A 21,390-nucleotide genomic window follows, 5' to 3' on the forward strand; every position below is an offset into this window, starting at 1 on the left:
GGGGTGCGCCTCAGTCGGGGCGCAGCACCTGCACGTGGCGTAGCGACGAGTCGACCGACGGTTCGGTGGTGGGTACCGGGTAGTCGGCCAGCACGGTCAGGCGGTCCGTCGGCAGGTGCCCGCGGCCGGGGTCGCCGACCAGCACGTCGGCACCTGCGGCGGCGGCCCGCTGCAGGAAGGGCAGCATCCGGTCGGCCATCGCGCGGTCGTAGAAGACGTCTCCGGCGACGACCAGGTCGACCTTCGCTTCGGTGCTGTCGAGCAGGTCGTCCCCGGTCGCGTCGACGGAGACGTGGTTGGCCCGCGCGTTGAGGGTGACGGCGGCGACGGCGTACGGGTCGATGTCGTTGGCGATCACCTCCGCGGCGCCGGCGAGCGCGGCGGCGATGGCTACCAGCCCGGACCCGGCGGCGAGGTCGAGCACCCGGCGACCGGCGGCCAGCTCCGGGTGGTCCAGGAGGTGGCGGGCCAGGGCCTGTCCCCCGGCCCAGGCGGACGCCCAGTACGGCGCCGGCAGCGCATGTCCGGCGGCGGCCTCCATCCGGGCCCACCAGACGATCGCGTCCTCGGCCAGGTGCAGCCGCACCTCGGGGACGAACGGGGTGGGCATCAACCGGAGCCGGTCCAGACCCGCACCGGGCGCGTGGATCTCGCGTTCCAGCTCGGTCAGCGCGTCGACTGCGGCATCTCTCATCGGCGCAAGCATGCCGCAGCGGCGGTTGGTCGGGGCGGGTTTCACATGCCGCCGCGCGGAGTTCACCCGAGTTCAGTTAAATACCTACGGCACTTCGGCCAGCGGATCGGGGTTTTGCCCGTTACTGTCGAACAGGTACGGGCGATCATCGGCCAGAGGCCGAGGGTCAGCCGCTTTGAACAGGGAGAGATGCATGGCAACCGGCACGGTTAAGTGGTTCAACTCGGAAAAGGGCTTCGGCTTCATCGAGCAGGACGGTGGAGGGCCGGACGTGTTCGTCCACTACTCCGCCATCGCTTCGAGCGGCTACCGGGAGCTCAACGAGGGCCAGAAGGTCGAGTTCGAGGTGACCCAGGGGCAGAAGGGTCCGCAGGCGGACAACGTCCGCCCGATGTAGCTCCGTGCCGGTGACGGCGGCCGGTCTCCGGCCGCCGTCGCAGCGCACTCAAGACGCCGCCGGGGCGGCGGGCAGGTCCCGCCGCCTCCGGATTGGCCCTACCAACAGAATCAACGGGGTGAGCGCCAGCCAGGCGGTCATCACGACAATTGCCGTCTCGACGCCGTAACGTGCGCCGATGGCACCGGCCAGCACGGCCGCCAGCGGGATCGTGCCGTAGTTGAGCAGATGCATGCTCACCGTCACTCGGCCCAGCAGGTGGTGCGGCGTGTAGGTCTGCCGGAAGGCACCCTTGACCACGTTGCCGATGGCCACCCCGAGGCCGATCAGCAGGCCGCCGAGGGCTGGCCAGGCCAGCCCGACGCCGGGTGCGGCGAGCGGGATGAGCAGCGCGGGCGGGCCGGTGAGCGCCGCCGCGATCAGCACTGCCCGTGCGGTGCCGCAGCGCCGGGCCACAGTGGTGGCGAGCAGCGCGCCGATGATCCCGCCGGCGCTCATCACACCGACGAGCCCACCCACCAGGCCCGGTTCGAGACGCAACTCACGTACCAGGAAGACCACCAGGACGGCCTGGTAACCGGTCAGGCCGATGTTGCTGGCCGCGCCGAAGACCGTCAGCACCCGCAGGTACGGGTCTCGGGCGACGAAGCGCAGCCCCTCGGCGATGTCGCGGCGCAGTGACCGGGACTGGTCCACTCGGCGAACGCGCGGTTCGACGGTGCGGATCCGCAGCAGGCACACAGCGGAGACCAGGAAGCTGATCGCGTCCAGCAGCAGAGCGGTGACCGCACCGATGAGCTGGGCGATCAGACCTGCGACGCCGGGACCGACGACATAGCTCGCCGTCTGGGCGGCGTGCAGCTTCGCGTTGCCCTCCGGCAGTTGCTCGGGTCGCAGCAGCACCGGCAGGTACACCTGGTCGGCTGTTTCGAAGAAGACACGGGCGACGCCGGCGCTGAGCGCCACCAGGAGCAGGTGCCAGACGGTGAGCCGGTCGAGCGCGGCGGCGAGCGGCACGCTGAGGAAGAGCAGCGCGCGGAACAGGTCGCACGCAACCATCACGGGTCGGCGGGGCAGCCGGTCCACCCACGCGCCAGCCGGCAGGCCGATCAGCAGCCAAGGCAGCCAGGCCGCGGCGGTGAGCACCGCCACCTGGAAGGTGCCGGCGTCCAGGACGGCGACCGCGACCAGCGGAAGCGCGACGGTGGTGACGTTGCTGCCGATGCTGCTGACCGTCTGGCCGGTCCAGAGCAGCCGGAAGTCGCGGTGCCGCAGCAGCCCGCCGGCATGGCGCACGGGGGTCGGGTTGCTGCGGGTGGCGGCGGTCACGGTCGCGCCGGCACGCCGTGGACGAACACGAAGACCGGTCGGCGCTCGGCGTCGTCGTCGGGCAGGTCCCGGTTGGCCCAGCGCGAGAGGATGCCGATCATCTCGCGGCTCAGCTCGGCCAGTTCCTCGGGCGTGAGGCGCAGCCAGTGATCGGTGGAGAACGCGGCGTCGCGCCAGGATGCCTGCTCGGCCTCGTCGGCGGCGTGCCAGGCCCGGGCCAGCGCGACGTGCCGGTCGAGGTTGAGCGAGGTGGCGGCGTCGGCGACCGCGCGGGAGGCCGGGTCGGCGTCGAAGTCGGCGTTGGACCAGCGCAGCCCCCTGGTCACCAGGCGCCACCACCGCTCGCGCCGGTCCCGGGCCAGTTCGGGCGCCTCGGCGACCAGGTCGGCGGCGGCGAGGACCTTGAGGTGGTGGCTGACGTTCGCGGGGGCCTGGTCGGTGCGCTCGGCGAGCAGCCCGACGGTGGAGGGCCCGTGGACCTTGAACACGTCCATCAGCCGGCGGCGCAGCGGGTGGGACATGGCGGCCAGCACCCGGGAGTCGGTGATCTGGCGTACGTCGGGGCTGTTCATGTCGACAGCCTGACATCCGCAACAACTGTTGCGCAACACTTATTGCCCAACAGTCGTTGCGGATTGCGTCAAGAGGGGCGGCCCGGCGGCTACGAACCGCCCCTCGCTCAGGCGACGAGCCGGCGGGCCAACTCGTCGGCCACCTGCTTGGCGATCGTGGGCGGGATCGCGGCAGCGATCTCCTCCGGGGTCAGCCCGGCCAGCACGCCCTGGATGATCGCCTCCTCGTCGGTGAAGTCCCGGTTGGACAACTCCGTCAGTGCGGCCTGCAGGGCGGTGACCTGCAAACCGAGCGACTTCAGGGTCGGGTGGGCCGACCTGAAGTTCGGAACGGTGGCGTCCTCACCCATCGCCATCCGGGTGTAGATCTGCCCGATCGGGTTGCGGCCGTCCAGGACGGTGAGGTTCTTGTGGACGGTGGCCAGCCAGTTGTGCTCTTCGGGGGTCATGTCGTCGTCCTCCAGGAGTCCGATGGAACTGAGGTAGCGGCGGAACAGGGGCCGCTGGTCGCGGCCCGCCTTGATGGCGTCGCGAAAGAAGCTGAAGTGGGTGTGCCAACGGTGTGAGCTGTCGCCGGTGGTGCGCTTGCCGAGGCGATCCCACCGCTTCACAGTGCTGCCGTCGGGGCTGTAGATGATCTCCCGGATGTCCCGGGTGTCGGCCGCGTTCGCGGCGCACTGCGCCACGCACCAGACCGAGAAGCTGGGCAGGGTGTTCGATCGGCCACCGGAACGGACATCGAACTGTCCGACGTCCAGTGCCGCCGCGTCGAGGGTCAGCCCGGCCCGGTCCCGAGGCGACTCGACCACCGAGTAGTCGTTGGGGACCACCCGGTCCGATCCGCAGTGGTAGCCGCCCCGGTGGGCGCTGTCGCCGACGATGCCGACCTCGCCCGGATCCAGGTCGTCGGGCCCGGGAGCGTTGTCGAGGTGAGTGAGGAGCAGACTTCGGACGGCCAGAAGGTTAGCCGGGGCCCGGGTCATGGGGTCCCCCTTTCCGAGAGGCGGGGACCGGGCACGACGTCACACCGCGTACGCGGTGCTGGGCTTCGGGCGAGCCCGGCCTACTGGTGCACGGCGCCGGGCGTTGACTCCACCATAGCCCGCATTTTCGGTAAACGCCCAGCTCAGGAGGGGTCTGTTCAGATTGGAGGTTGGTGCGGGGCAGAGTGGACGATCGGCAGCAGCAGCGCCGAGGGGTGCGCCGGGTCGTGCAGAACCTGCCGCCAACCGGCACGCAGCGTCACCGCCGTGCCGAGCGGCTCTCCGGTGCCGGGGTTGCGCGCCCACCGTGGATGGGCGCCGCCGGAGACCTGCACCAGCAGTCGGTGCCCGGCGGCGAAGCGGTACGCGGTCGGCCAGAGCGGCACCGGAATCCGCAGCGCCCCGGAAGGGTCGGCCGGGAAGCGCTCGGGCGTGACCCGCACCAGACCGTCGCACACGTTCCACGAGCGACCCCGGCGGTCCACGTCGCACAGACGAACGAACACGTCCAGGTAGGGCAGATCGCTGCGCAGGTGGATCTCGGCGCGGACCGGGCCGATCACCTCGACCGGCGCGGCCAGCGGGGCGCTGGTGTAGGTCAGTACGTCGGGGCGGGCCTCGACACGCCGGTTGTCGACCGGGCCGGCCCGTTGGGCGACGAGCAGTGGACCACCGAGCGACGGGGTGGGGTCGGCGGGGTCGTAGCGGAGCGCGTCCGGTGTCGACACGACAGGTGGGCGTGCCGCCAGCGCGCCACCGGGTTGCAGGTGCCAGGCGGTCTGGACCGCCGGGGGTGGCCAGTCCGGCAGGTCCCGCCAGCCGCCGCCGGCACCGCCGACGTGGATGCGCACGGGCGGCCGGGCTGGTCCCGCCGGGCCGCGCGATCGAGTGGTGGCCGGCAAATGCTCGTCGAGCCAGGCCAACCCCTCGCGCAGCGCGCCCACGAACAGTCCAGGGCTGCCGTGCGTCCATGGGCCGATGACCAGGCGCGGCGGTGTGCCGGCGGCGCGCAGCACGGCGTGGTCGTCGAGCTGGGCGGGCAGGAAGATGTCGTGCCAACCGGTGACCATGACCACCGGCGCCCGCACCTTCGCGACCTGGTCGGCGAAGACCCGGGTCCGCCAGTACGCGGCCTGCGGTGTGTGGTGGCGTAGCCACTCCTGGAAGAACGGGATGGTCACGCCGGTGGCCACCCGGTCGGCCTCGGCCAGCGGGAGGTGCTCCAGTGCGGCGGCCAGCCGGGGTTGCCCGCGCTTGAGTTCCCACTGCCGGGCCAGCCACGGCACGGTCTGCGCGTGCAGCAGCTCCGCCCAGGTCAGCACGGTGTCCAGGGCGAAGGACTCCCCCGCGTACGTCGAGTCGCGGGTGGCCGAGGCGGTCACCACCGCGACCATGGCGCGCAGCTCCTCGTCGGCGTCGGCGGCCAGGGCCCACTGGGCGAAGCCCTGGTAGCTGACCCCGAACATGCCGAGTTGCCCGGACCACCAGGGCTGGCGACGCAGCCAGTCCAGCGTGTCCGCGCCGTCGTCGCGCTCGTGCACCAGCGGGGCGAACGTTCCACCGGAGCCGCCGGTGCCCCGGCACGACTGGATCACCGCATGTCGACCCCGGGCGGCGAGCAGCCGACCGAGCAGCCGCAGCGGCCCACCCCGCCCGTAGGGGGTGCGGATCAGCACGGTCGGCGCACCGCGGACGGCCGGGGCGTAGTGGTCGGTGCGCAGCACCACGCCGTCGCGGGCCCGCACCGCGAGGTCACGGCTGACCCGCACCGGGCCGGGGCGGGTCGGGGTTAGGCGCAGCGCGGCGCTGGCGAGGCGGGTGACGAGGTGCGGCACCGGTCAGCCCGTCGGGCGGCGGGGTGACTCCGGCCGGGTGGCGCGCACCGCGTCGCGGTGCCCGCGCAGCGACTCGCTCATCTCCTCCATGAACCGGTGCACCACCTCCAGCTCGTCCTCGCTGAAGCGGGCCATCACCGTGTCGGTACGGGCGCCCAGCGGCCGGAAGAACTCCATGGCCAGCGTGGCACCCTGGTCGGCGTAGTGCAGCAGCACCTTGCGCCGGTCGACGGTGTCCCGGTCGCGGCGGATGTGCCCGGCCCGTTCCAGCCTGTCGATCAGGGCCGTGACCGAGCCGGAGGAGAGGTTCAGCTGCTCGCCGAGACGGCCCGGGGTGATCGGGTCACCGAGCAGCTCGGCGTCCATCACCGCGATCAACGCCTGCAGGTCGGTCGGGTTGAGGCCGTGCAGGTTGGCGAAGGCGTGGCCGACCTGCTGGGCGTCCGCCGCGTACCGCCGGAGGTTGTTGGTGATCTCCGCGGCCAGCTGCTCGCGGCGCGTGTCGCGCCGTCGGTACATGCCGTGAGTCGCCACCTCGCGCCGCTTCTTCCCGTCGTTGATCCCCCGGGTTGCAGCATAGAACAGCCCCGGATAATCTCGGCTATCAAGATACTCGACTTCCGAAAGACCTTGAGGTCATCTGATGTCTGTGTTCACCAGAGTCGCTCGTGGCCGGCTGGCCGCCTGGCTCACAGTGGCCGCCGCGATCGTCGTGGGCGCTGCCGTCTTCGGGACACCCCAGCCGGACAACCCGGCACCGGTCTCCGCCACCGGCCTGTCCGTGCAGTGGCAGTCGACCCAGGTGCAACGCCTGCAGGATCAGCTGCCCTCCAGCGACGTGCAGCCGGCCATCGTGGTGATCAGTCGCGGTGACGGCGGCGCGCTGAGCGAAGCCGACCGGGCGACCGTCGGCGCTCGCGCCGACGGTCTGCGCCGCTTCGCGGTGGGTGGGCAGGTCAGCCCCGCCCAGGTCTCCCCGGACGGCGCGGTGGCCCTGGTCGCCGTGCCGCTGGACACCGCCGGCGGGCAGGAGGTCGTCACCGACGCGGTGACCCAGCTGCGCGCCACCCTCGCGGACCTGCCCGACGGGCTGACCGCCGAGGTGACCGGCTCCCCGGCGTTCACCGCCGACCTCTCCTCGGTGTTCGACGGCGCCGACGTCACCCTGCTCGTGGTGACCGCCGCCGTGGTCGCGCTGCTGCTGCTGATCACCTACCGCAGCCCGTTCCTGTGGATCGTGCCGCTGGTCGTGGTCGCCGCCACCGAGCAGCTCACCCTGCGCGCGGTGGACGTCATCGTGCCGGGTGTCGGCATCAACCTCCAGCAGGGTCAGGTCACCGGCATCGCCAGCGTGCTGGTCTTCGGCGCCGCCACCGACTACGCGCTGCTGCTCATCGCCCGCTACCGGGAGGAGCTGCGCCGCGAGGAGGACCGGTTCGCGGCGATGCGCGCCGCGTTGCGCCGCACCGCGGAGCCGATCCTCGCCAGCGGCGGCACCGTCGTGCTCGGCGTGCTCACCCTGCTGCTCAGCGAGCAGGAAACCAACCGGGCACTGGCCGTGGCCTGCGCCACCGGTGTGGTCTTCGCCATGCTCTCGGCCCTGTTCGTGCTCCCCGCCGTGCTGGTGCTCTTCGGTCGCGGCCTGTTCTGGCCGTTCGTGCCCCGGGTCGGCGGCCCGGTACGTGAGGGTCGGCTCTGGGGTCGACTCGGCGCCGCCGTGCAACGCCGCCCGGTGGTGGTCGCGACGCTGGCCACTGTGCTGCTCGGCGGCCTGGCGCTGGGTGGGCTCGGCATCCGGACCGGCCTGTCCGAGACCGAACAGTTCCGGGCCGAGCCCGAGGCGGTGACCGGCGCACAGACCCTGGCCAGGGCCTTCCCCGCCGGCAGCACCCAGCCCGTCGCCGTGATCACCACCCCGGCGGCGGTGCGGGCGGTCACCGACGCCGCCACAGCGGTACCCGGTGTCGCCTCGGCACGCCCCGGCGACGCCGGCGCGGCCGTCGCCCAGGTCGACGTGGTCCTCGACGCCGAACCCGGCACCACCGCCTCGGACCGCGCGATCGAGGCGCTGCGCGCGGCGGTCGCCGCCGTTCCCGACTCAGCGCCGCCGGCCGCCGCCGGTGCCGACGCCCCGTCCGGGGCGATCGTCGGTGGCTCCGTGGCCGCCACGTACGACTCCGACGAGGCCAACGACCGGGACCTGCGGCTCATCCTGCCGATTATCCTGCTGCTGGTCGGCGGTGTGCTCGTGCTGCTGCTGCGCGGTCTGCTCGCGCCGCTGCTGCTGGTGCTCACCGTGATCGCCTCGTACTTCGCCAGCCTCGGCGCGGCCTGGCTGCTCTTCGACCACGTGCTGGGTTTCCCGGCGCTGGACAGCGGTGTGCTGCTGCTCGCCTTCGTGTTCCTGGTGGCGCTCGGGGTGGACTACAACATCTTCCTGGTCACCCGGGCCCGGGAGGACGCCCGCAGCGCCGGCACCCGCGCCGGGATGCTGTCCGCCCTGCGGGTGACCGGCGGTGTGATCACCAGCGCCGGAGTGCTGCTGGCCGCGGTCTTCGCCGTGCTCGGTGTGCTGCCGCTGATCACCCTGACCCAGATCGGGATCATCGTCTGCATCGGTGTGCTGCTCGACACCCTGCTGGTCCGTACGGTCCTGGTGCCGGCGCTGGCGTTCCTGCTCGGCGACCGCTTCTGGTGGCCCGGCCGCATCACGCCCGACCCGGTGCAGGGGGCCACCCCGCGCTCGCCCGAGCCGGTCGCCACACACGACTGACCGACCCGTCGGGGCCGCGGCGAATCCGCCACGGCCCCGACGAGGGTCAGTACGCCAGGCAGACGCACTCGTTCATCAGTGCCCGCACGTTGCGCACGTACGACGGGTTGGGGATGGTCAGCGGCTTCCCCTCCTGAGCCACCGCACCGTGCCCGAAGTTGTACGCGGCGATGACGGCGTTGAGCAGGCAGGAATTCAGCTCGCTGGTGCACAGTGCCGGGTCGAGCCGGAAGTCGGACTCGAAGTACATGTCGCCGATGTACTTCGTCGCCCAGGCCAGGTAGGTGGCGCCGAGGTAGGCGTTGTCCTGGTACGCGTCGATCTTGTAGCTCTTCTCGAACCGCTGGTTCATCCACGTCGCGGTGTCCGGCATCACCTGCAACAGCCCGACCCCACCGTCGCAGGCGTAGATGTTGGACTGCCAGCCGCTCTCCTGCCACGCGGTGGCCTTGAGCAGGTTGAGCGGGATCTTGATGTCCGGTGCCGACACCGGCCAGTAGGTACGGCTCGCCGCGTCGGTCAGCGCCGCCTTCACCTCGGACCGGCTCGCCTGGCTGCCCTTGTAGGTCGGCTTGCAGGAACTCGGCGCCGGCTTCGGCGGCGCCGGTGGAACCTCGGTCTCGGTGGGCGGCTTCGGCACCGGGCGCGGCTTCGGTGCCGCCCGGGTCGCCTTCTTCGTCGTCTTCGGCTTCGGGGTAGCGCTCCGACTCGGCGCGGAACCCATCGACTCCACGGCGCTCACCGACGGGCTCGGCTCCCCGTCGACCTCGTCGGACGGGGCATCGGTCGGCCCGTCGGTGATGGCGACCGGCGCGGCCACGCCCGATGGGCTCTCCCCCTTGGCGGCGCAGCCGACGAGCGCGCCCGCCAGCAGAAGCCCGGCGAGCACTGCGGCGCCCAGCCGATCGGTGCGTCGAACCATGCCGATGCCTCCCCCGTGTGATTGTCGCCGCACCCTAACAAGGTTCGACCGGGCGGCGTTGCCCCTGCGACGGCCGCCGGGGGGCCTGGTCCACCGGTGGCTGACCCTTGCCAACCGCCCGGTCGCGGGTCGCCCAGGCGACCATGAACACCACGGTCCAGAGCACCCCGAGCAGCACCGCCGCGGCCGTCCCGCTCGCCGTCTCCAGCCCGAGATAGAGCCGCGCGCCGCCGATCCCGAGCACCCCCGCCGCGGCGGCGGTCCAGGCAGCCACCGCCACCGGCCAGCGGGCGCTGCGCGACACCAGCCACGCCAGGGTGCAGAAACTCGCCGCGACCACGGCGCTCTGGGTGGAGAGCGCAGCCACCTCACCGCCGCCCGGGGCGGTCCCGTGCGGGCCGGTCAGTTCGGCCACCACGGCCAGCACCACCAGCGGCACGAACGCGCCCGCCGTACCGACCACGCTGAGCAGATCCGCCCGCCAGGGTCGGTTGCGCCACGCCAGCACCGCCGCCACCAGCGCCACCAACAGGATCAGCACCGACCCGCGTACCACCGACACCAGGACCAGTGTGGCGTCGGCGGCGTCCGGGGTGCGCCGAGCCGCGAACCACCCCGCGACGGCGCCGTCCAGCGCGGCCAGACCACTGTTGCGGACCGCCAGCGCGAGCAGACCGGCGATGGCGAGCCCGGCGGCGAACAGGAGCAGCAACCCGGCGGCCAGATTGAGCAGCAGCGTCCAGGCCGGGCCGATCCGCATGGCCACCAGGAAGAACAGCACCCCGTAGCGGGCGGTGAGCCACCGCACCGGGGGCAGCGCGCCGGCCCGGGACAGCAGCGCGCGCGCCGGGTCGGGGTTGCGGCCGAGCCACCGACCCACGAGCACCACACCCACCAGGCCGGCCAGCAGCAGGAACGCCACCCCGGTGGCCCGGCCCAGAAGCCGGGAGACGGTGTCGTACGACTCACCGGCGAGGTGACCGAGCAGCACCGAGCCGCCCACCCAGGTCACCACCCCGGCCAGGTTCCAGAGGGCGAACCGCCGGTACGGCATACCGGCCGCACCGGCCAGCCGGGGCACCAGGGTCCGGGCGAAAGCCACCCATCGGGCGGCGAACACCCCCCGCCCGCCCAGGCGGGCCAGCATGGCGTCGGCGCGGGCCCACCGCTGCGGCCCGACCCGGTGACCCAGCCCGGCGCGCAGCCGGGAGCCGTACCGCCGTCCGGCCCGAAAGGCCAGCCCATCGCCGAGGACCGCCGCGACGATCATCGCCAGCAACGCCGGCCCGAGCCGCAAGGTACCGTTGTAGGTGAGGAAGCCGACGAGCAGCAGGGTAGCCTCACCCGGCACGAGCAGGCCGAAGATCACCGCGGTCTCGCCCGCCACGATCAGCGCGGCGACCAGGTAGATCCACAGGGTGGGCAGACCCTGCACCCAGGTCAGCAGGTCGTGCACTCAGGCCCCCAGGACACGGGAGCCAGCATGCCAGCCGGGGGAACCACCGGCACAGCGGTTTCACCATAGATCAGGGGCACCTGGGGGTGACCCCGACGCAGCCTGCGCGAGCGCAGGCGGAAGGATAGAGGGTATGCAGCTTCGCACCGACCTCCGCAACGTCGCCATCATCGCTCACGTCGACCACGGCAAGACCACCCTGGTCGACGCCATGTTGCGGCAGGCCGGCGCGTACGGCGCACGCGGCGAGAACACCGAGCGGGTGATGGACTCCGGTGACCTGGAGCGGGAAAAAGGCATCACGATCCTGGCCAAGAACACCGGTGTGCGGTACCTGCCGGCGGACGGCTCCGACCCGGTCACCATCAACATCATCGACACCCCCGGCCACGCCGACTTCGGTGGCGAGGTGGAGCGCGGCCTGACCATGGTCGACGGTGTGGTGCTGCTCGTCGACGCCAGTGAGGGCCCGCTGCCGCAGACCCGTTTCGTGCTGCGCAAGGCGCTGCGGGCCCGGATGCCGATCATCCTGGTGATCAACAAGGTGGACCGTCCGGACGCCCGGATCAAGGAGGTCGTGGACGACACCTACGAGCTCTTCCTCGACCTGGACGCCGACGAGGAGCAGATCGACTTCCCGATCGTCTACGCCTGCGCCCGCGACGGCGTCGCCTCGCTGACCCAGCCCGCCGACGGCTCGGTGCCCGACGACAGCACCTCCCTGGAGCCGCTGTTCCGCACCCTGCTGGACACCATCCCGGCACCCTCGTACGAGGACGGCGCGCCGTTGCAGGCGCACGTCACCAACCTGGACGCCTCGCCGTTCCTCGGCCGGCTCGCGCTGTGCCGGGTCCGCCAGGGCACCATCAACAAGGGTCAGACGGTGGCCTGGTGCCGCACCGACGGCAGCACCCAGCGGGTCCGCATCTCCGAGATGCTGATGACCGAGGGCCTGGAGCGCACGTCGGCCGAGACCGCCGGCCCGGGCGACATCATCGCCGTCGCCGGCATCCCGGAGATCATGATCGGTGAGACCCTCGCCGACGTCGAGAACCCGGTCGCGCTGCCGCTGATCACCGTCGACGAGCCGGCCATCTCGATGACCATCGGCACCAACACCTCGCCGCTGGTCGGCCGGGTCAAGGGCGCCAAGGTCACCGCGCGGATGGTCAAGGACCGGCTCGACAAGGAGCTGATCGGCAACGTGTCCCTGCGGGTCCTGCCCACCGAGCGGCCGGACGCCTGGGAGGTGCAGGGCCGCGGTGAGCTGGCGCTGGCCATCCTGGTCGAGCAGATGCGCCGGGAGAGCTACGAGCTGACCGTCGGCAAGCCGCAGGTGGTCACCCGGGTGATCGACGGCAAGACCTGCGAGCCGGTCGAGCGGCTGACCATCGACGCCCCGGAGGAATACCTGGGCGCGATCACCCAGCTCCTCGCTACCCGCAAGGGCCGGATGGAGCAGCTGGTCAACCATGGCACCGGCTGGATCCGGATGGAGTGGCTGGTGCCGGCGCGTGGCCTGATCGGCTTCCGCACCGAGTTCCTCACCGACACCCGGGGCACCGGCATCCTGCACCACGTCTTCGAGTCCTACGAGCCGTGGTTCGGCGAGCTGCGTACCCGTAACAACGGCTCGCTGGTCGCCGACCGGGCCGGCGCGGTCACCGCCTTCGCGATGACCAACCTGCAGGAGCGCGGTCAGCTCTTCGTCGAGCCGACCACCGAGGTGTACGAGGGCATGATCGTCGGGGAGAACTCCCGCTCCGACGACATGGACGTCAACATCACCAAGGAGAAGAAGCTCACCAACATGCGGCAGTCGACCTCCGACGAGACCGAGAAGCTGGTCCCGCCGCGCAAGCTCACCCTGGAGCAGGCGCTGGAGTTCTGCCGCGAGGACGAGTGCGTCGAGGTCACCCCGGCCACGGTGCGCATCCGCAAGGTGGTGCTCGACCAGCAGCTGCGGGGCCGGGCCACCGCCCGCCGCAAGCACGCCGGCTGATCTCACCAGCACCCGACACCGGGCGCGTCGGCCGCTTGCGGCCGGCGCGCCCGTCGTCTTTCCCCCGACGGGTACGCGAGCCCACCCCCGCTTGATCCGCTACGGTCACCGGCATGACCTGGGATGATCTCGACGCCCACCTGGACGGGGTGCCCGGCACCGTCTCCGCGTACGTGGGGCGCCTCGACGCGCCGCCGACCTGGACCCGCCACGCGGACGCCGGCCACTACGCCGCGAGCACCATGAAGGTGGCGGTGCTCGCCGCGCTGCACCGCGCCGCCGAGGCCGGCACCCTGGACCTGGACGCCCCGGTCCCGGTCGTCAACGACTTCGACTCCGCCCAGCCCGGCGCACCCCGCTTCGCCAACGCGCAGCCCTACGACAACGACGACGCGGTCTGGGACCGCATCGGCGGCACCGCGACGCTGCGCTGGCTGGCCGACCGCATGATCGTGCGCTCCAGCAACCTCGCCACCAACCTCGTCCTCGGCCACGTCGGGCTGCCCGCGGTCGCCGAGGTCTGGGCGCTCGCCGGTGCCCGCAACAGCGTCACCGGCCGCGGCATCGAGGACTTCGCCGCCCGCGAGGCCGGCATCACCAACACGGTCACCGCCGCCGACCTGGCCGCCCTGCTCGGCGCACTGGCCACCGGGGCCGACACCCCCGGCCCACTCGCCTCACCGGCGGCCTGCACCGCCATGCTGGACGTCCTGCTCGCCCAGGAACACCGCGAGGACCTCGCCGCCGGCCTGCCCACTGGCACCCGCATCGCGCACAAGAACGGTTGGGTACGCGGCGTCCGCCACGCCGCCGGCGTGGTGCTGCCCGACGACGCCCCGCCATACCTGATCGCCGTCTGCACCACCACCGACCTGGCCGGCGGCGACGACCAGGTGGAGGACGACGCCTGCCTGCTGCTCGCGCACATCTCGGCGCAGGTCTGGGCCGCCCGCCACCACCTCTGACCCGACAGCCTCGGCGGCGATGCCAGCACCGCCGACTACGGCTACGCTGCTCGCACCCCCACCCCGGAGCCGCCGATGCCCCGCAGTCGCACCGTGCTGATCGCCTTCCTCGTCGTGACGGCCGCGAACCTGCTGGCCAACGCCACCGGCGGCGGCCTGGCCTTCCTGCTCACCAAGCCGCTGCTGATGCCGCTGCTGGCCGCGTACCTCTGGCGGGTCAGCGCCGAACGCGCGGCCCGACCGGACCGGCTGCTGCTCGCCGCGCTGGCCTTCGCCACCGGCGGCGACATCGCCCTGATGATCGACGGCACCGGCTGGTTCCTCGCCGGCATGGCCTGCTTCCTCGGCACGCACCTCTGCTACCTCGCGGCCTTCACCCGACGCGGCGCCGCGACCGCGCTGCGCCGCACGCCGCTGGTCGCCGTTCCCCTGGGGTACGCGGCGCTGACCGTCATCGCGCTGACCTGGATGTGGGCGGGGCTCTCCGATGCCGGGCTGGCCGTACCGGTGGCCGGTTACGCGATCGCGCTGGCCGCCATGGCCAGCACCGCCGCCACCCAGGGCTGGCGGGTCGGTGTCGGCGCGGCGCTCTTCCTCGGCTCCGACCTGCTGATCGCCGCCGGGGTGGCCGAGGTGGCCCAACCACCCGGCGCGCCGGTGCTGGTCATGGCGACCTACGCCGCCGGCCAGGCACTGATCGTCACCGGCTGCGCCGCCCGCACCGGCACACCCACCGACGCGCCGGTCACTCCAGCAACTGCGCCCGCAACGCCCTGAGGTCGGAGTCGGTGAGCCCCAGCCCGTCGCGCAGGTACGCGTCGAACGAGCCGTGCACCCGCCGCACCTCGGCGTAACCGGCGTCGAGATACTCGGCGCGGACCTCCAGCACCGGCACCACCGCGTCGACGTCCAACTCGGGATTCCGCCGACGCATCGCCTCGACGATCACCGCCCGCAGGCTGTCGGTCAGCTCGTTGTTGCGCAGGTAGTCGGCGCGAACGGCCGCCTCGTCCACCCCGAGCGCCGTCAACAGGATGACGGTCAGCCAACCGGTGCGGTCCTTGCCGGCGGAGCAGTGGTAGAGCAGCGGCAGATTCTCCGGGCGGGACGCCAGCCGCACCGCCTCGGCGAAACCGACCCGCGCCGACTCACCGGTGACGAACCAGCGGTAGATCGCCTCCATCGCCCCCGCCGTGCCCTGCCGGGCCAGCTCGGCGTACGCGTTCAGGTCGTGTCCGAGCAGCACCGCCGAGACGTACGTGAAGACGGGGTGCTCCGCGTCGTGCACCGGCAGGCGCACCACCCGTGGCTCACCGGCGAAGCGGTCCTCCGGCGCGACCGCGATCTCCGAGGCGTCACGCAGATCCACCACGCACGCGGGCCCCAGCTTCGCCAGGACCGGCAGGTCCTCGTCGGTCAGCCGACCCAGCGCCGGAGTGCGGATCAACTGGCCGACCCGGACCCTCCGCCCGCCCGCGCCGACGAGCCCACCCAGGTCACGCGCGTTCGGCGCACCCACCAGCTCCCAGCCCTGCCCGGTCATGCGGTCTCCCCTCCGAAGGTGAACCTCCGTATAGGGTGCCTGACATGACGATCTCGGCGGTACGCACCCACCGGGTTTCCGCTCCCTTACACACCCCGTTCGTCACCGCGCTACGTCGCACCACCACAGTGGACACTCTGGTCGTCGAACTCGTCGACAGCGACGGCCGGTCCGGCTTCGGTGAGGCGCCGCAGGTCTGGCAGGTCACCGGCGCGTCGGTCGCCGGCGCGCAGGCGTGCGTCCGCGAGCTGCTCGGCCCACGGCTGATCGGCCGTGACCCGGACGACCTGGTGACCCGGTGCGCCGAGGTGCAGCGCGCCGTGGTCGACAACGAGGCCGCGAAGGCGGCGGTGGACGTCGCCCTGCACGACCTCGCCGCGCGGCGACTGGGCGTACCCCTGGTGCGGTTGCTCGGGGGCACCACGCTGCGGGTTCCGACGGACGTCACGCTGGCGGCGGGCGACGCTGTGGACCTGGCGTCCGCGGCACGGCAGCGGCAGGCCGACGGCTTCGGCGTGCTCAAGTTGAAGGTCGGCACCGACGCGGCCACTGACCTGGACCGGGTACGCGCGGTACGGGCGGCCGTCGGCCCCGGCACCCGGATCCGGCTGGACGCCAACCAGGGCTGGACGCCCCGGGAGGCGGTCCGGGTGATCCGCGGCATCGAGGACGCCGGGCTCGACGTGGAGTTGGTCGAGCAGCCGGTGGCCCGCTGGGACCTGGACGGGCTGGCCTGGGTCAGCGACCGGGTGTCCGTGCCGATCCTGGCCGACGAGGCGGTCTTCGGGGTGCGTGACCTGGTGGAGGTGATCCGCCGCCGGGCCGCCGACCTGGTCAACGTCAAACTGGCCAAGTGCGGTGGACTGCACCCGGCCCGCACCCTCCTCGACCTGGCCTCCGCGCACGGCCTCGGCACTGTGGTCGGCTCGATGATGGAGAGCCAGGTCGGCATCGGAGCGGCCGCGAGCCTGGTCGCCGCGTACGGCACCACAGCGGTCTCCGACCTGGACGCCGCCTGGTGGCTGGCCTGGTCACCGGTGCAGGGCGGCATTCGCTACGACGGGGCGACGGTGGTGCTGCCGGATGCCCCTGGCCTGGGCATCTCCGGCCTCGCTGAAGCAAAAGTGCAGGCCCATGGTTGATGGCCGTCGGTTTCTTTCATAGGGTTTCCCTGGACAGCCGACACGATCTGGGGGTTGACGTGGAGCTGCAACCGGGCCGCGAGGCCGTCGTCCGGGTCGCCGTGGCGACGCTGTGGACCTCCCCCGAGGCCGTCCGCGCGGTCGACCGTCCGGCGCTGACCGCACGCGCCGACATCCCGACCTGGGTCTCCGGGATGGACACCGACCAGCAGGTCGGCGACTGCGTGCTGAGCCAACTCCTGCTCGGCGAACGGGTCCTCGTCAGTGAGCTACGCCCGGACGGCTGGGCCCGGGTCGTCGCCGTCGAACAACCAGCCGCCAAGCTGGATCCCCGCGGCTACCCGGGTTGGCTTCCCGCCGAGCAGTTGGCCGTTCTCGACCCGACCCACACCGGCATCGACCACCCGCTGGTGGTGGACGCCACGGTCACCGGGCTGCACGCCGCCCCGAACGGGCCGGTGGTGCTGCCCGGCGTCGTCGTCGGCACCCGGCTCGTCCCGGCCGGCCCAGCGCTCGACGACTGGCGGCCGGTGCACGTTCCCGGTCGGGCCGCCCCGCTCTGGCTGCCCGACCGTCACCTGGTGTCGTCGGCGGTCGCGTCGCCAGCCGCCGCGCAGGCGCTCGCGGTGGCACAGCGCCTGCTGGACGTGGTCTACATCTGGGGCGGTCTCTCCGCGCACGGCATCGACTGCTCGGGGCTGGTGCATCTGGCCTGGCGGCGGTTCGGGGTGCTGCTGCCCCGCGACGCCGACGATCAGGCCGTGGCCACCACCCCACTGTCGTTGGGCGCGGAACGCCCCGGCGATCTCTACTTCTTCGCCCGACCGGGCCGCAAGATCCACCACATCGGCATCGTCACCGCCGCCCCCTGCGACGGTGGCCAGCGCCGGATGCTGCACGCCTGCTACCGGCGGCGGCGGGTCATCGAAGAGGAACTGCCGGCAGACCGGACCGCCACACTGGTGGGCGCGCACCGGGTCTAAGGCCTGTTTCATAAGGGCGGTCGAGCCGAGGCGGAGTCCGGGCGGCGATCCGGCAAGGCGCGGTTGCGTCCGGATACCGGTGTCGTATCCGGACGCAACCGCAACGCCGCCGGTCGTCGTCCGGGCCCGCCGCAGGGCGGCCAGTTCTTATGAAACAGGCCTTAGGGCGGGTCTCTGTCGACGCCGGAGTCCAGGCGGCTGGGCCCGGCGCAGGCCGGTCGGCACTTCCGACACCGGCCGGGTGCCTGTCCGCACCCGGCCGGTGTCCGGTCAGCGTCGGGCCTCGGCCAACTCGCGACGCCGGTCCCGGGAGGACTTCACCAGGCTGGCGGCGGTGGCGATGCCCAGGGTGCCGATGATGACCAGCAGCGACAACCAGATCGGGATGTGCGGCGCCCAGCCGACGTGCTCGCCACCGTTGATGAACGGCAGGTTGTTGTCGGCCAGTGCCTCCAGCACCAGCTTGACCCCGATGAACCCGAGCACGACGGCCAGGCCGTAGCTCAGGTAGATCAGCCGGTCCAGCAGGCCACCGAGCAGGAAGTAGAGCTGCCTGAGGCCCATCAGCGCGAAGACGTTCGCGGTGAAGACCAGGTACGGCTCCTGGGTGATGCCGAAGATCGCTGGGATCGAGTCCAACGCGAAGATCAGGTCGGTGGTGCCGATCGCGATCATCACGATCAGCATCGGGGTGAACAGCCGCTTGCCGGCCACCTGGGTGGTCAGCTTCGCGCCGTCGTAGTCCTTCGAGATCGGCAACGCCTTGCGGCTCCACCGGATCAGCAGGTTCTCGGAGAACTCGTCCTCGTCCGGCTCACCCTGCCGGGCCAGGTTCACCGCGGTGTAGATCAGGAACGCGCCGAAGATGTAGAAGACCCAGGAGAACTGCGTGATCAGCGCCGCACCCGCGGCGATGAACCCGCCGCGCATCACCAGCGCCAGCACGATGCCGACGAGCAGCACCTTCTGCTGGTACTGCCGAGGCACCCCGAAGCGCGCCATGATGATCACGAAGACGAAGAGGTTGTCCACCGAGAGGCTGTACTCGGTGAGCCAGCCGGTGTAGAACTGGCCGGCCGCGCTGGCCCCCGAGGTCAGCCAGACACCCACACCGAAGAGCAGGGCGAGGCCGACGTAGAAGGCGACCCAGAGGCTCGACTCCCGCACACTCGGCTCGTGCGGGCGCCGACCGATGATCAACAGGTCGACGAGCAGGACCGCAGTCAGTGCGACAAGCGTCCCCGCCCACACCAATCCGGACACGTCCAACGTTCATTCCTCCGGCAGACACGCGGCGTCGGGCACACCGTACGCCCCTGCGGGAGCCGGCGTGCCGCTGTCGCTCACTCTGGTGACTGTCGGAGGTCTCTTCCGCCGTCGCCCCGGGGGGCGGCGACCTACGGGGCCGGGTCGGGCGCCGTGGTTCCGGCGATCGACCGTGCTGACGACTCCGTTGCGGGGGAATACTCCCCTCCTCAATGACCATTGTTGCCCACCACGCCCCGTGATCACACCCCGGGCACCCGGTGGCGCCGGACACCACGCGACGCGTCCCACCGCACACCCGCCAGGGCTTCCTAGGAGGCTAGTGCACGTCGGGTGCGGCGATCGGGTCGGCGAGCGACCAGCCAGCAGCGAGCAGGTCGTCGCAGGCCCGCACCGCCGCGGCCAACCGGTCGGCGTGCGGCCCGGTCAACTCCACCACCGGCACGCCACACCCGGCCAGCTCGGCCCTGAAACGCTCGGTCATCCAGGCCCGCAGGTGCTCACCGTCGCGCAGCCCGTCATCGGTGAACGGCACCCCCCGGTGATCCGTCAGCAGATACAGCGCCGGCCGGCGGGCCGCCGCCCGCACCTCCTCGGACGCGCTGCCCAGGTAGCGCTCCTCCCACACCGCCGTCGCCCGCGCGTCGGTGTCGCAGACCAGCAGCGGCGCGCCCGTCCGGGCCGCCGCGTCCTCGGCCGCCTGCTGCTCGCGCACCACCGCGCGGAAGTCGTCCCGGTCCCAGTTGACGTCGAAGACGGTCGCCTCCGGCGCTCGTTCCCGCAACCGGGCCAGCTTGCGAGCGGTCAACTCCCGGCCGTACTCCGGCACCCAGGACGTGCCGTAGTGCCCGGCGAGCGCCGCCGCCATCGTCGTGGTCCCGGTCGACTCGGCCCCGACCACCACCACCCGCCGGGCGAACCATGCCCGCACCGGCGGGCTCAGCCACCGCCAGTGACTCGCCGGGTCCGCGCGCACGGCCGTCCCGGACACCGGCACGGTCCGCCGGTCCGGATCAACCGACACGGGTACGGCGTGGAAGCGGCGCGCCAGCTCGACGCCGTACGCCTCGGAGGAGAAGACCGCGTCCACCGACCCCGACCCGACCGCCTCGCGGAACACCGCGCAGTGCGCGTCCCAGACCGCCGGATCGGAGTAGTCCACCGGGTGGTCGTCGTACCGGCCGACGACACGGACCCACGGCGTGTCCGCGTGCACCTCTCGCAGCCAGTCGAGGCGCAGCGCAAGCGGAATGGACTCCCGACGCGAGGGCGCCACGACGACGGTCACCTCGGCGCACCGGGCGGCGGCGGCCCGGATCAGCGCGTGGTGCCCAGCGTGCGGCGGATAGAACTTGCCCACCACCATCCCGTGCCCGAACTCGGCGGTGGACCGACGTGCCGGCCCGCGTGGTGCCGGCGGACGGCCGGATGTCGCGGGGTTCACGCGGTGACCGGGGCCGGGCCGGGCGGAACCGCGCTCGGCCGGTCGGCCCGACGCAGATCGGCGCGCCAGGCCCGCAATCCGAGCACGCACAGGGCGAGGAAGACCAGGTAGAGCACGGCCGTCAGGTGTAGCCCCTTGTACGCGTACAGCGGGATGTAGATCAGGTCGGCGGCGATCCACAGCCACCAACTCTCCACCCGCTTTCGGGTCTGCCCGTACGTGGCCAGCAGGGACAGCGCCGTGGTCAACGCGTCCGGCAGCGGCACTGTCGAGTCGGTGGCCCGGTCCAGCAGGACCCAGAGCGCGCCGGTGAGCAGCAGCCCGGCGGCGGCCAGCCCCAGCCACTCCCGCCGCCCCGTCCGGCTGACAGTGAGCCGGGTACGCCGCTCGCCCCCGAACAGCCAGTGCCACCAGCCGTAGCAGCCGAGCGCGACGTAGACGACCTGGAGCCCCGCGTCGGCGTACAGCCCGGCGGTCCAGAACAGCACCATGAGCAGCAGCACGTTGGCGATGCCGATCGGCCAGTTGGCGATCTTCTGCCGGGCCACCAACCACACGTTGAGCACACCGGTCAAGAACCCCAGCAGCTCCGCCCAGGTGGTGCCCGTCCCGGCCACCCGAAACGCGGTGCCGGTCAGCCAGTCGATGATCACGAGGCCACCCTAGGATCCGTGTCAACGCCCTCGGTCGAGCCGAGGCGGAGCCCAGGCAGTGGTCCGGCACGGCCCCGCTACACCGACCGCCCCGACCGCCGTGGGAGGCTGTCCGACATGGTGCTTGAGGTCGCGTTGATCGACGTACTACCCGGACACGAGGACGCGTTCGCCGCCGCGTACGCCGAGGGTCACCCGGTGCTCGCCGGAGCGACCGGCTGCCGGTCCGTGCGGATGACCCGAGGAATCGAGTCACCGACCCGGTTCGTGCTGCTCGTCGAATGGGACTCGGTCGAGGCGCACGAGAACAACTTCCGGGCCACCGAACGGTTCGACGCGTGGCGGGCGCTGATCGGGCCGCACTTCGCGGGACCGCCCATTGTCGAACACTTCCTCGACGTACCGGCCTGAGCCGAGCTGTCGTACCCCGC

At 72.1% G+C, this 21,390-nt stretch carries 20 protein-coding genes; 8 read left to right on the top strand and 12 right to left on the bottom strand.

Annotated features, from left to right (window positions below):
- Positions 1–10 precede the first annotated feature (10 nt).
- Positions 11–706 (bottom strand): 50S ribosomal protein L11 methyltransferase, encoded by a 696-nt coding sequence (locus ACFYPG_RS27075; protein WP_355010221.1) that lies wholly within the window; start codon positions 704–706, stop codon positions 11–13.
- Between the two features lie 181 nt (positions 707–887).
- On the opposite strand from ACFYPG_RS27075, the gene ACFYPG_RS27080 reads away from it, so the two are divergent.
- Positions 888–1,091 carry a cold-shock protein gene (locus tag ACFYPG_RS27080; RefSeq protein ID WP_007462771.1) on the top strand — a complete coding sequence of 68 codons (204 nt, stop codon included), beginning with the start codon at positions 888–890 and terminating at the stop codon, positions 1,089–1,091.
- Between the two features lie 48 nt (positions 1,092–1,139).
- Here ACFYPG_RS27080 and ACFYPG_RS27085 read toward each other — a convergent pair whose 3' ends face one another.
- From ACFYPG_RS27085 to ACFYPG_RS27105, 5 genes are all read right to left on the bottom strand, one after another.
- Positions 1,140–2,420, bottom strand: coding sequence for an MFS transporter (locus ACFYPG_RS27085; RefSeq protein WP_387354279.1), 1,281 nt, complete (start codon positions 2,418–2,420; stop codon positions 1,140–1,142).
- Positions 2,417–2,992, bottom strand: a complete 576-nt coding sequence (locus ACFYPG_RS27090; protein WP_355010223.1) for a helix-turn-helix domain-containing protein — start codon at positions 2,990–2,992, stop codon at positions 2,417–2,419. The genes ACFYPG_RS27085 and ACFYPG_RS27090 overlap by 4 nt, the downstream gene beginning before the upstream one ends.
- A 107-nt stretch (positions 2,993–3,099) precedes the next feature.
- On the bottom strand, positions 3,100–3,975 hold the full coding sequence (locus tag ACFYPG_RS27095; protein WP_387354280.1) for a hypothetical protein: 876 nt from the start codon (positions 3,973–3,975) through the stop codon (positions 3,100–3,102).
- A gap of 158 nt (positions 3,976–4,133) precedes the next feature.
- Complete coding sequence (locus ACFYPG_RS27100) at positions 4,134–5,810, bottom strand: CocE/NonD family hydrolase (RefSeq protein WP_387354281.1); 1,677 nt, start codon at positions 5,808–5,810, stop codon at positions 4,134–4,136.
- A 3-nt stretch (positions 5,811–5,813) separates the two neighbouring features.
- Positions 5,814–6,329 (bottom strand): MarR family winged helix-turn-helix transcriptional regulator, encoded by a 516-nt coding sequence (locus ACFYPG_RS27105; protein WP_387354282.1) that lies wholly within the window; start codon positions 6,327–6,329, stop codon positions 5,814–5,816.
- 124 nt (positions 6,330–6,453) lie between these two features.
- On the opposite strand from ACFYPG_RS27105, the gene ACFYPG_RS27110 reads away from it, so the two are divergent.
- Complete coding sequence (locus tag ACFYPG_RS27110) at positions 6,454–8,583, top strand: MMPL family transporter (RefSeq protein WP_387354283.1); 2,130 nt, start codon at positions 6,454–6,456, stop codon at positions 8,581–8,583.
- A gap of 46 nt (positions 8,584–8,629) precedes the next feature.
- Here ACFYPG_RS27110 and ACFYPG_RS27115 read toward each other — a convergent pair whose 3' ends face one another.
- Positions 8,630–9,505, bottom strand: coding sequence for a transglycosylase SLT domain-containing protein (locus tag ACFYPG_RS27115; protein WP_387354284.1), 876 nt, complete (start codon positions 9,503–9,505; stop codon positions 8,630–8,632).
- Between the two features lie 34 nt (positions 9,506–9,539).
- Entirely contained in the window at positions 9,540–10,961 is a 1,422-nt protein-coding gene (locus tag ACFYPG_RS27120) for a DedA family protein (protein WP_355010229.1), read from the bottom strand.
- 133 nt (positions 10,962–11,094) lie between these two features.
- Here ACFYPG_RS27120 and typA point away from each other — a divergent pair, with 133 nt between their 5' ends.
- The 3 genes from typA (at position 11,095) to ACFYPG_RS27135 (ending at position 14,705) form a co-directional block, all read left to right on the top strand.
- Entirely contained in the window at positions 11,095–12,963 is a 1,869-nt protein-coding gene (gene typA / locus ACFYPG_RS27125; protein WP_387354285.1) for a translational GTPase TypA, read from the top strand.
- A gap of 113 nt (positions 12,964–13,076) precedes the next feature.
- Positions 13,077–13,928, top strand: a complete 852-nt coding sequence (locus ACFYPG_RS27130) for a serine hydrolase (protein WP_355010231.1) — start codon at positions 13,077–13,079, stop codon at positions 13,926–13,928.
- 75 nt (positions 13,929–14,003) lie between these two features.
- A complete protein-coding gene (locus ACFYPG_RS27135; RefSeq protein WP_355010232.1) occupies positions 14,004–14,705 on the top strand; it encodes a lysoplasmalogenase in 702 nt (233 codons plus the stop codon).
- Here the strand turns inward: ACFYPG_RS27135 and ACFYPG_RS27140 are convergent.
- Positions 14,674–15,471, bottom strand: a complete 798-nt coding sequence (locus ACFYPG_RS27140; RefSeq protein WP_387354286.1) for a tyrosine-protein phosphatase — start codon at positions 15,469–15,471, stop codon at positions 14,674–14,676. The two genes, ACFYPG_RS27135 and ACFYPG_RS27140, sit on opposite strands and share 32 nt — an antisense overlap.
- A gap of 44 nt (positions 15,472–15,515) precedes the next feature.
- Here ACFYPG_RS27140 and ACFYPG_RS27145 point away from each other — a divergent pair, with 44 nt between their 5' ends.
- Positions 15,516–16,613 carry a mandelate racemase/muconate lactonizing enzyme family protein gene (locus ACFYPG_RS27145; protein WP_387354287.1) on the top strand — a complete coding sequence of 366 codons (1,098 nt, stop codon included), beginning with the start codon at positions 15,516–15,518 and terminating at the stop codon, positions 16,611–16,613.
- A gap of 59 nt (positions 16,614–16,672) precedes the next feature.
- Positions 16,673–17,596 (top strand): NlpC/P60 family protein, encoded by a 924-nt coding sequence (locus ACFYPG_RS27150; protein ID WP_387354288.1) that lies wholly within the window; start codon positions 16,673–16,675, stop codon positions 17,594–17,596.
- A gap of 270 nt (positions 17,597–17,866) precedes the next feature.
- Here the strand turns inward: ACFYPG_RS27150 and ACFYPG_RS27155 are convergent, their stop codons facing one another.
- From ACFYPG_RS27155 to pnuC, 3 genes are all read right to left on the bottom strand, one after another.
- Positions 17,867–18,865 carry a TerC family protein gene (locus ACFYPG_RS27155; protein WP_355010263.1) on the bottom strand — a complete coding sequence of 333 codons (999 nt, stop codon included), beginning with the start codon at positions 18,863–18,865 and terminating at the stop codon, positions 17,867–17,869.
- A gap of 316 nt (positions 18,866–19,181) precedes the next feature.
- Positions 19,182–20,306, bottom strand: coding sequence for an AAA family ATPase (locus ACFYPG_RS27160; protein WP_387354289.1), 1,125 nt, complete (start codon positions 20,304–20,306; stop codon positions 19,182–19,184).
- On the bottom strand, positions 20,303–20,959 hold the full coding sequence (gene pnuC, locus ACFYPG_RS27165) for a nicotinamide riboside transporter PnuC (RefSeq protein WP_387354290.1): 657 nt from the start codon (positions 20,957–20,959) through the stop codon (positions 20,303–20,305). The genes ACFYPG_RS27160 and pnuC overlap by 4 nt, the downstream gene beginning before the upstream one ends.
- Before the next feature lie 117 nt (positions 20,960–21,076).
- Here pnuC and ACFYPG_RS27170 point away from each other — a divergent pair, with 117 nt between their 5' ends.
- Positions 21,077–21,370 (top strand): antibiotic biosynthesis monooxygenase family protein, encoded by a 294-nt coding sequence (locus ACFYPG_RS27170; RefSeq protein WP_357200510.1) that lies wholly within the window; start codon positions 21,077–21,079, stop codon positions 21,368–21,370.
- Positions 21,371–21,390 lie beyond the last annotated feature (20 nt).

Source organism: Micromonospora sp. NPDC005553, assembly GCF_042871765.1.
Classification (GTDB): Bacteria; Actinomycetota; Actinomycetes; order Mycobacteriales; family Micromonosporaceae; genus Micromonospora.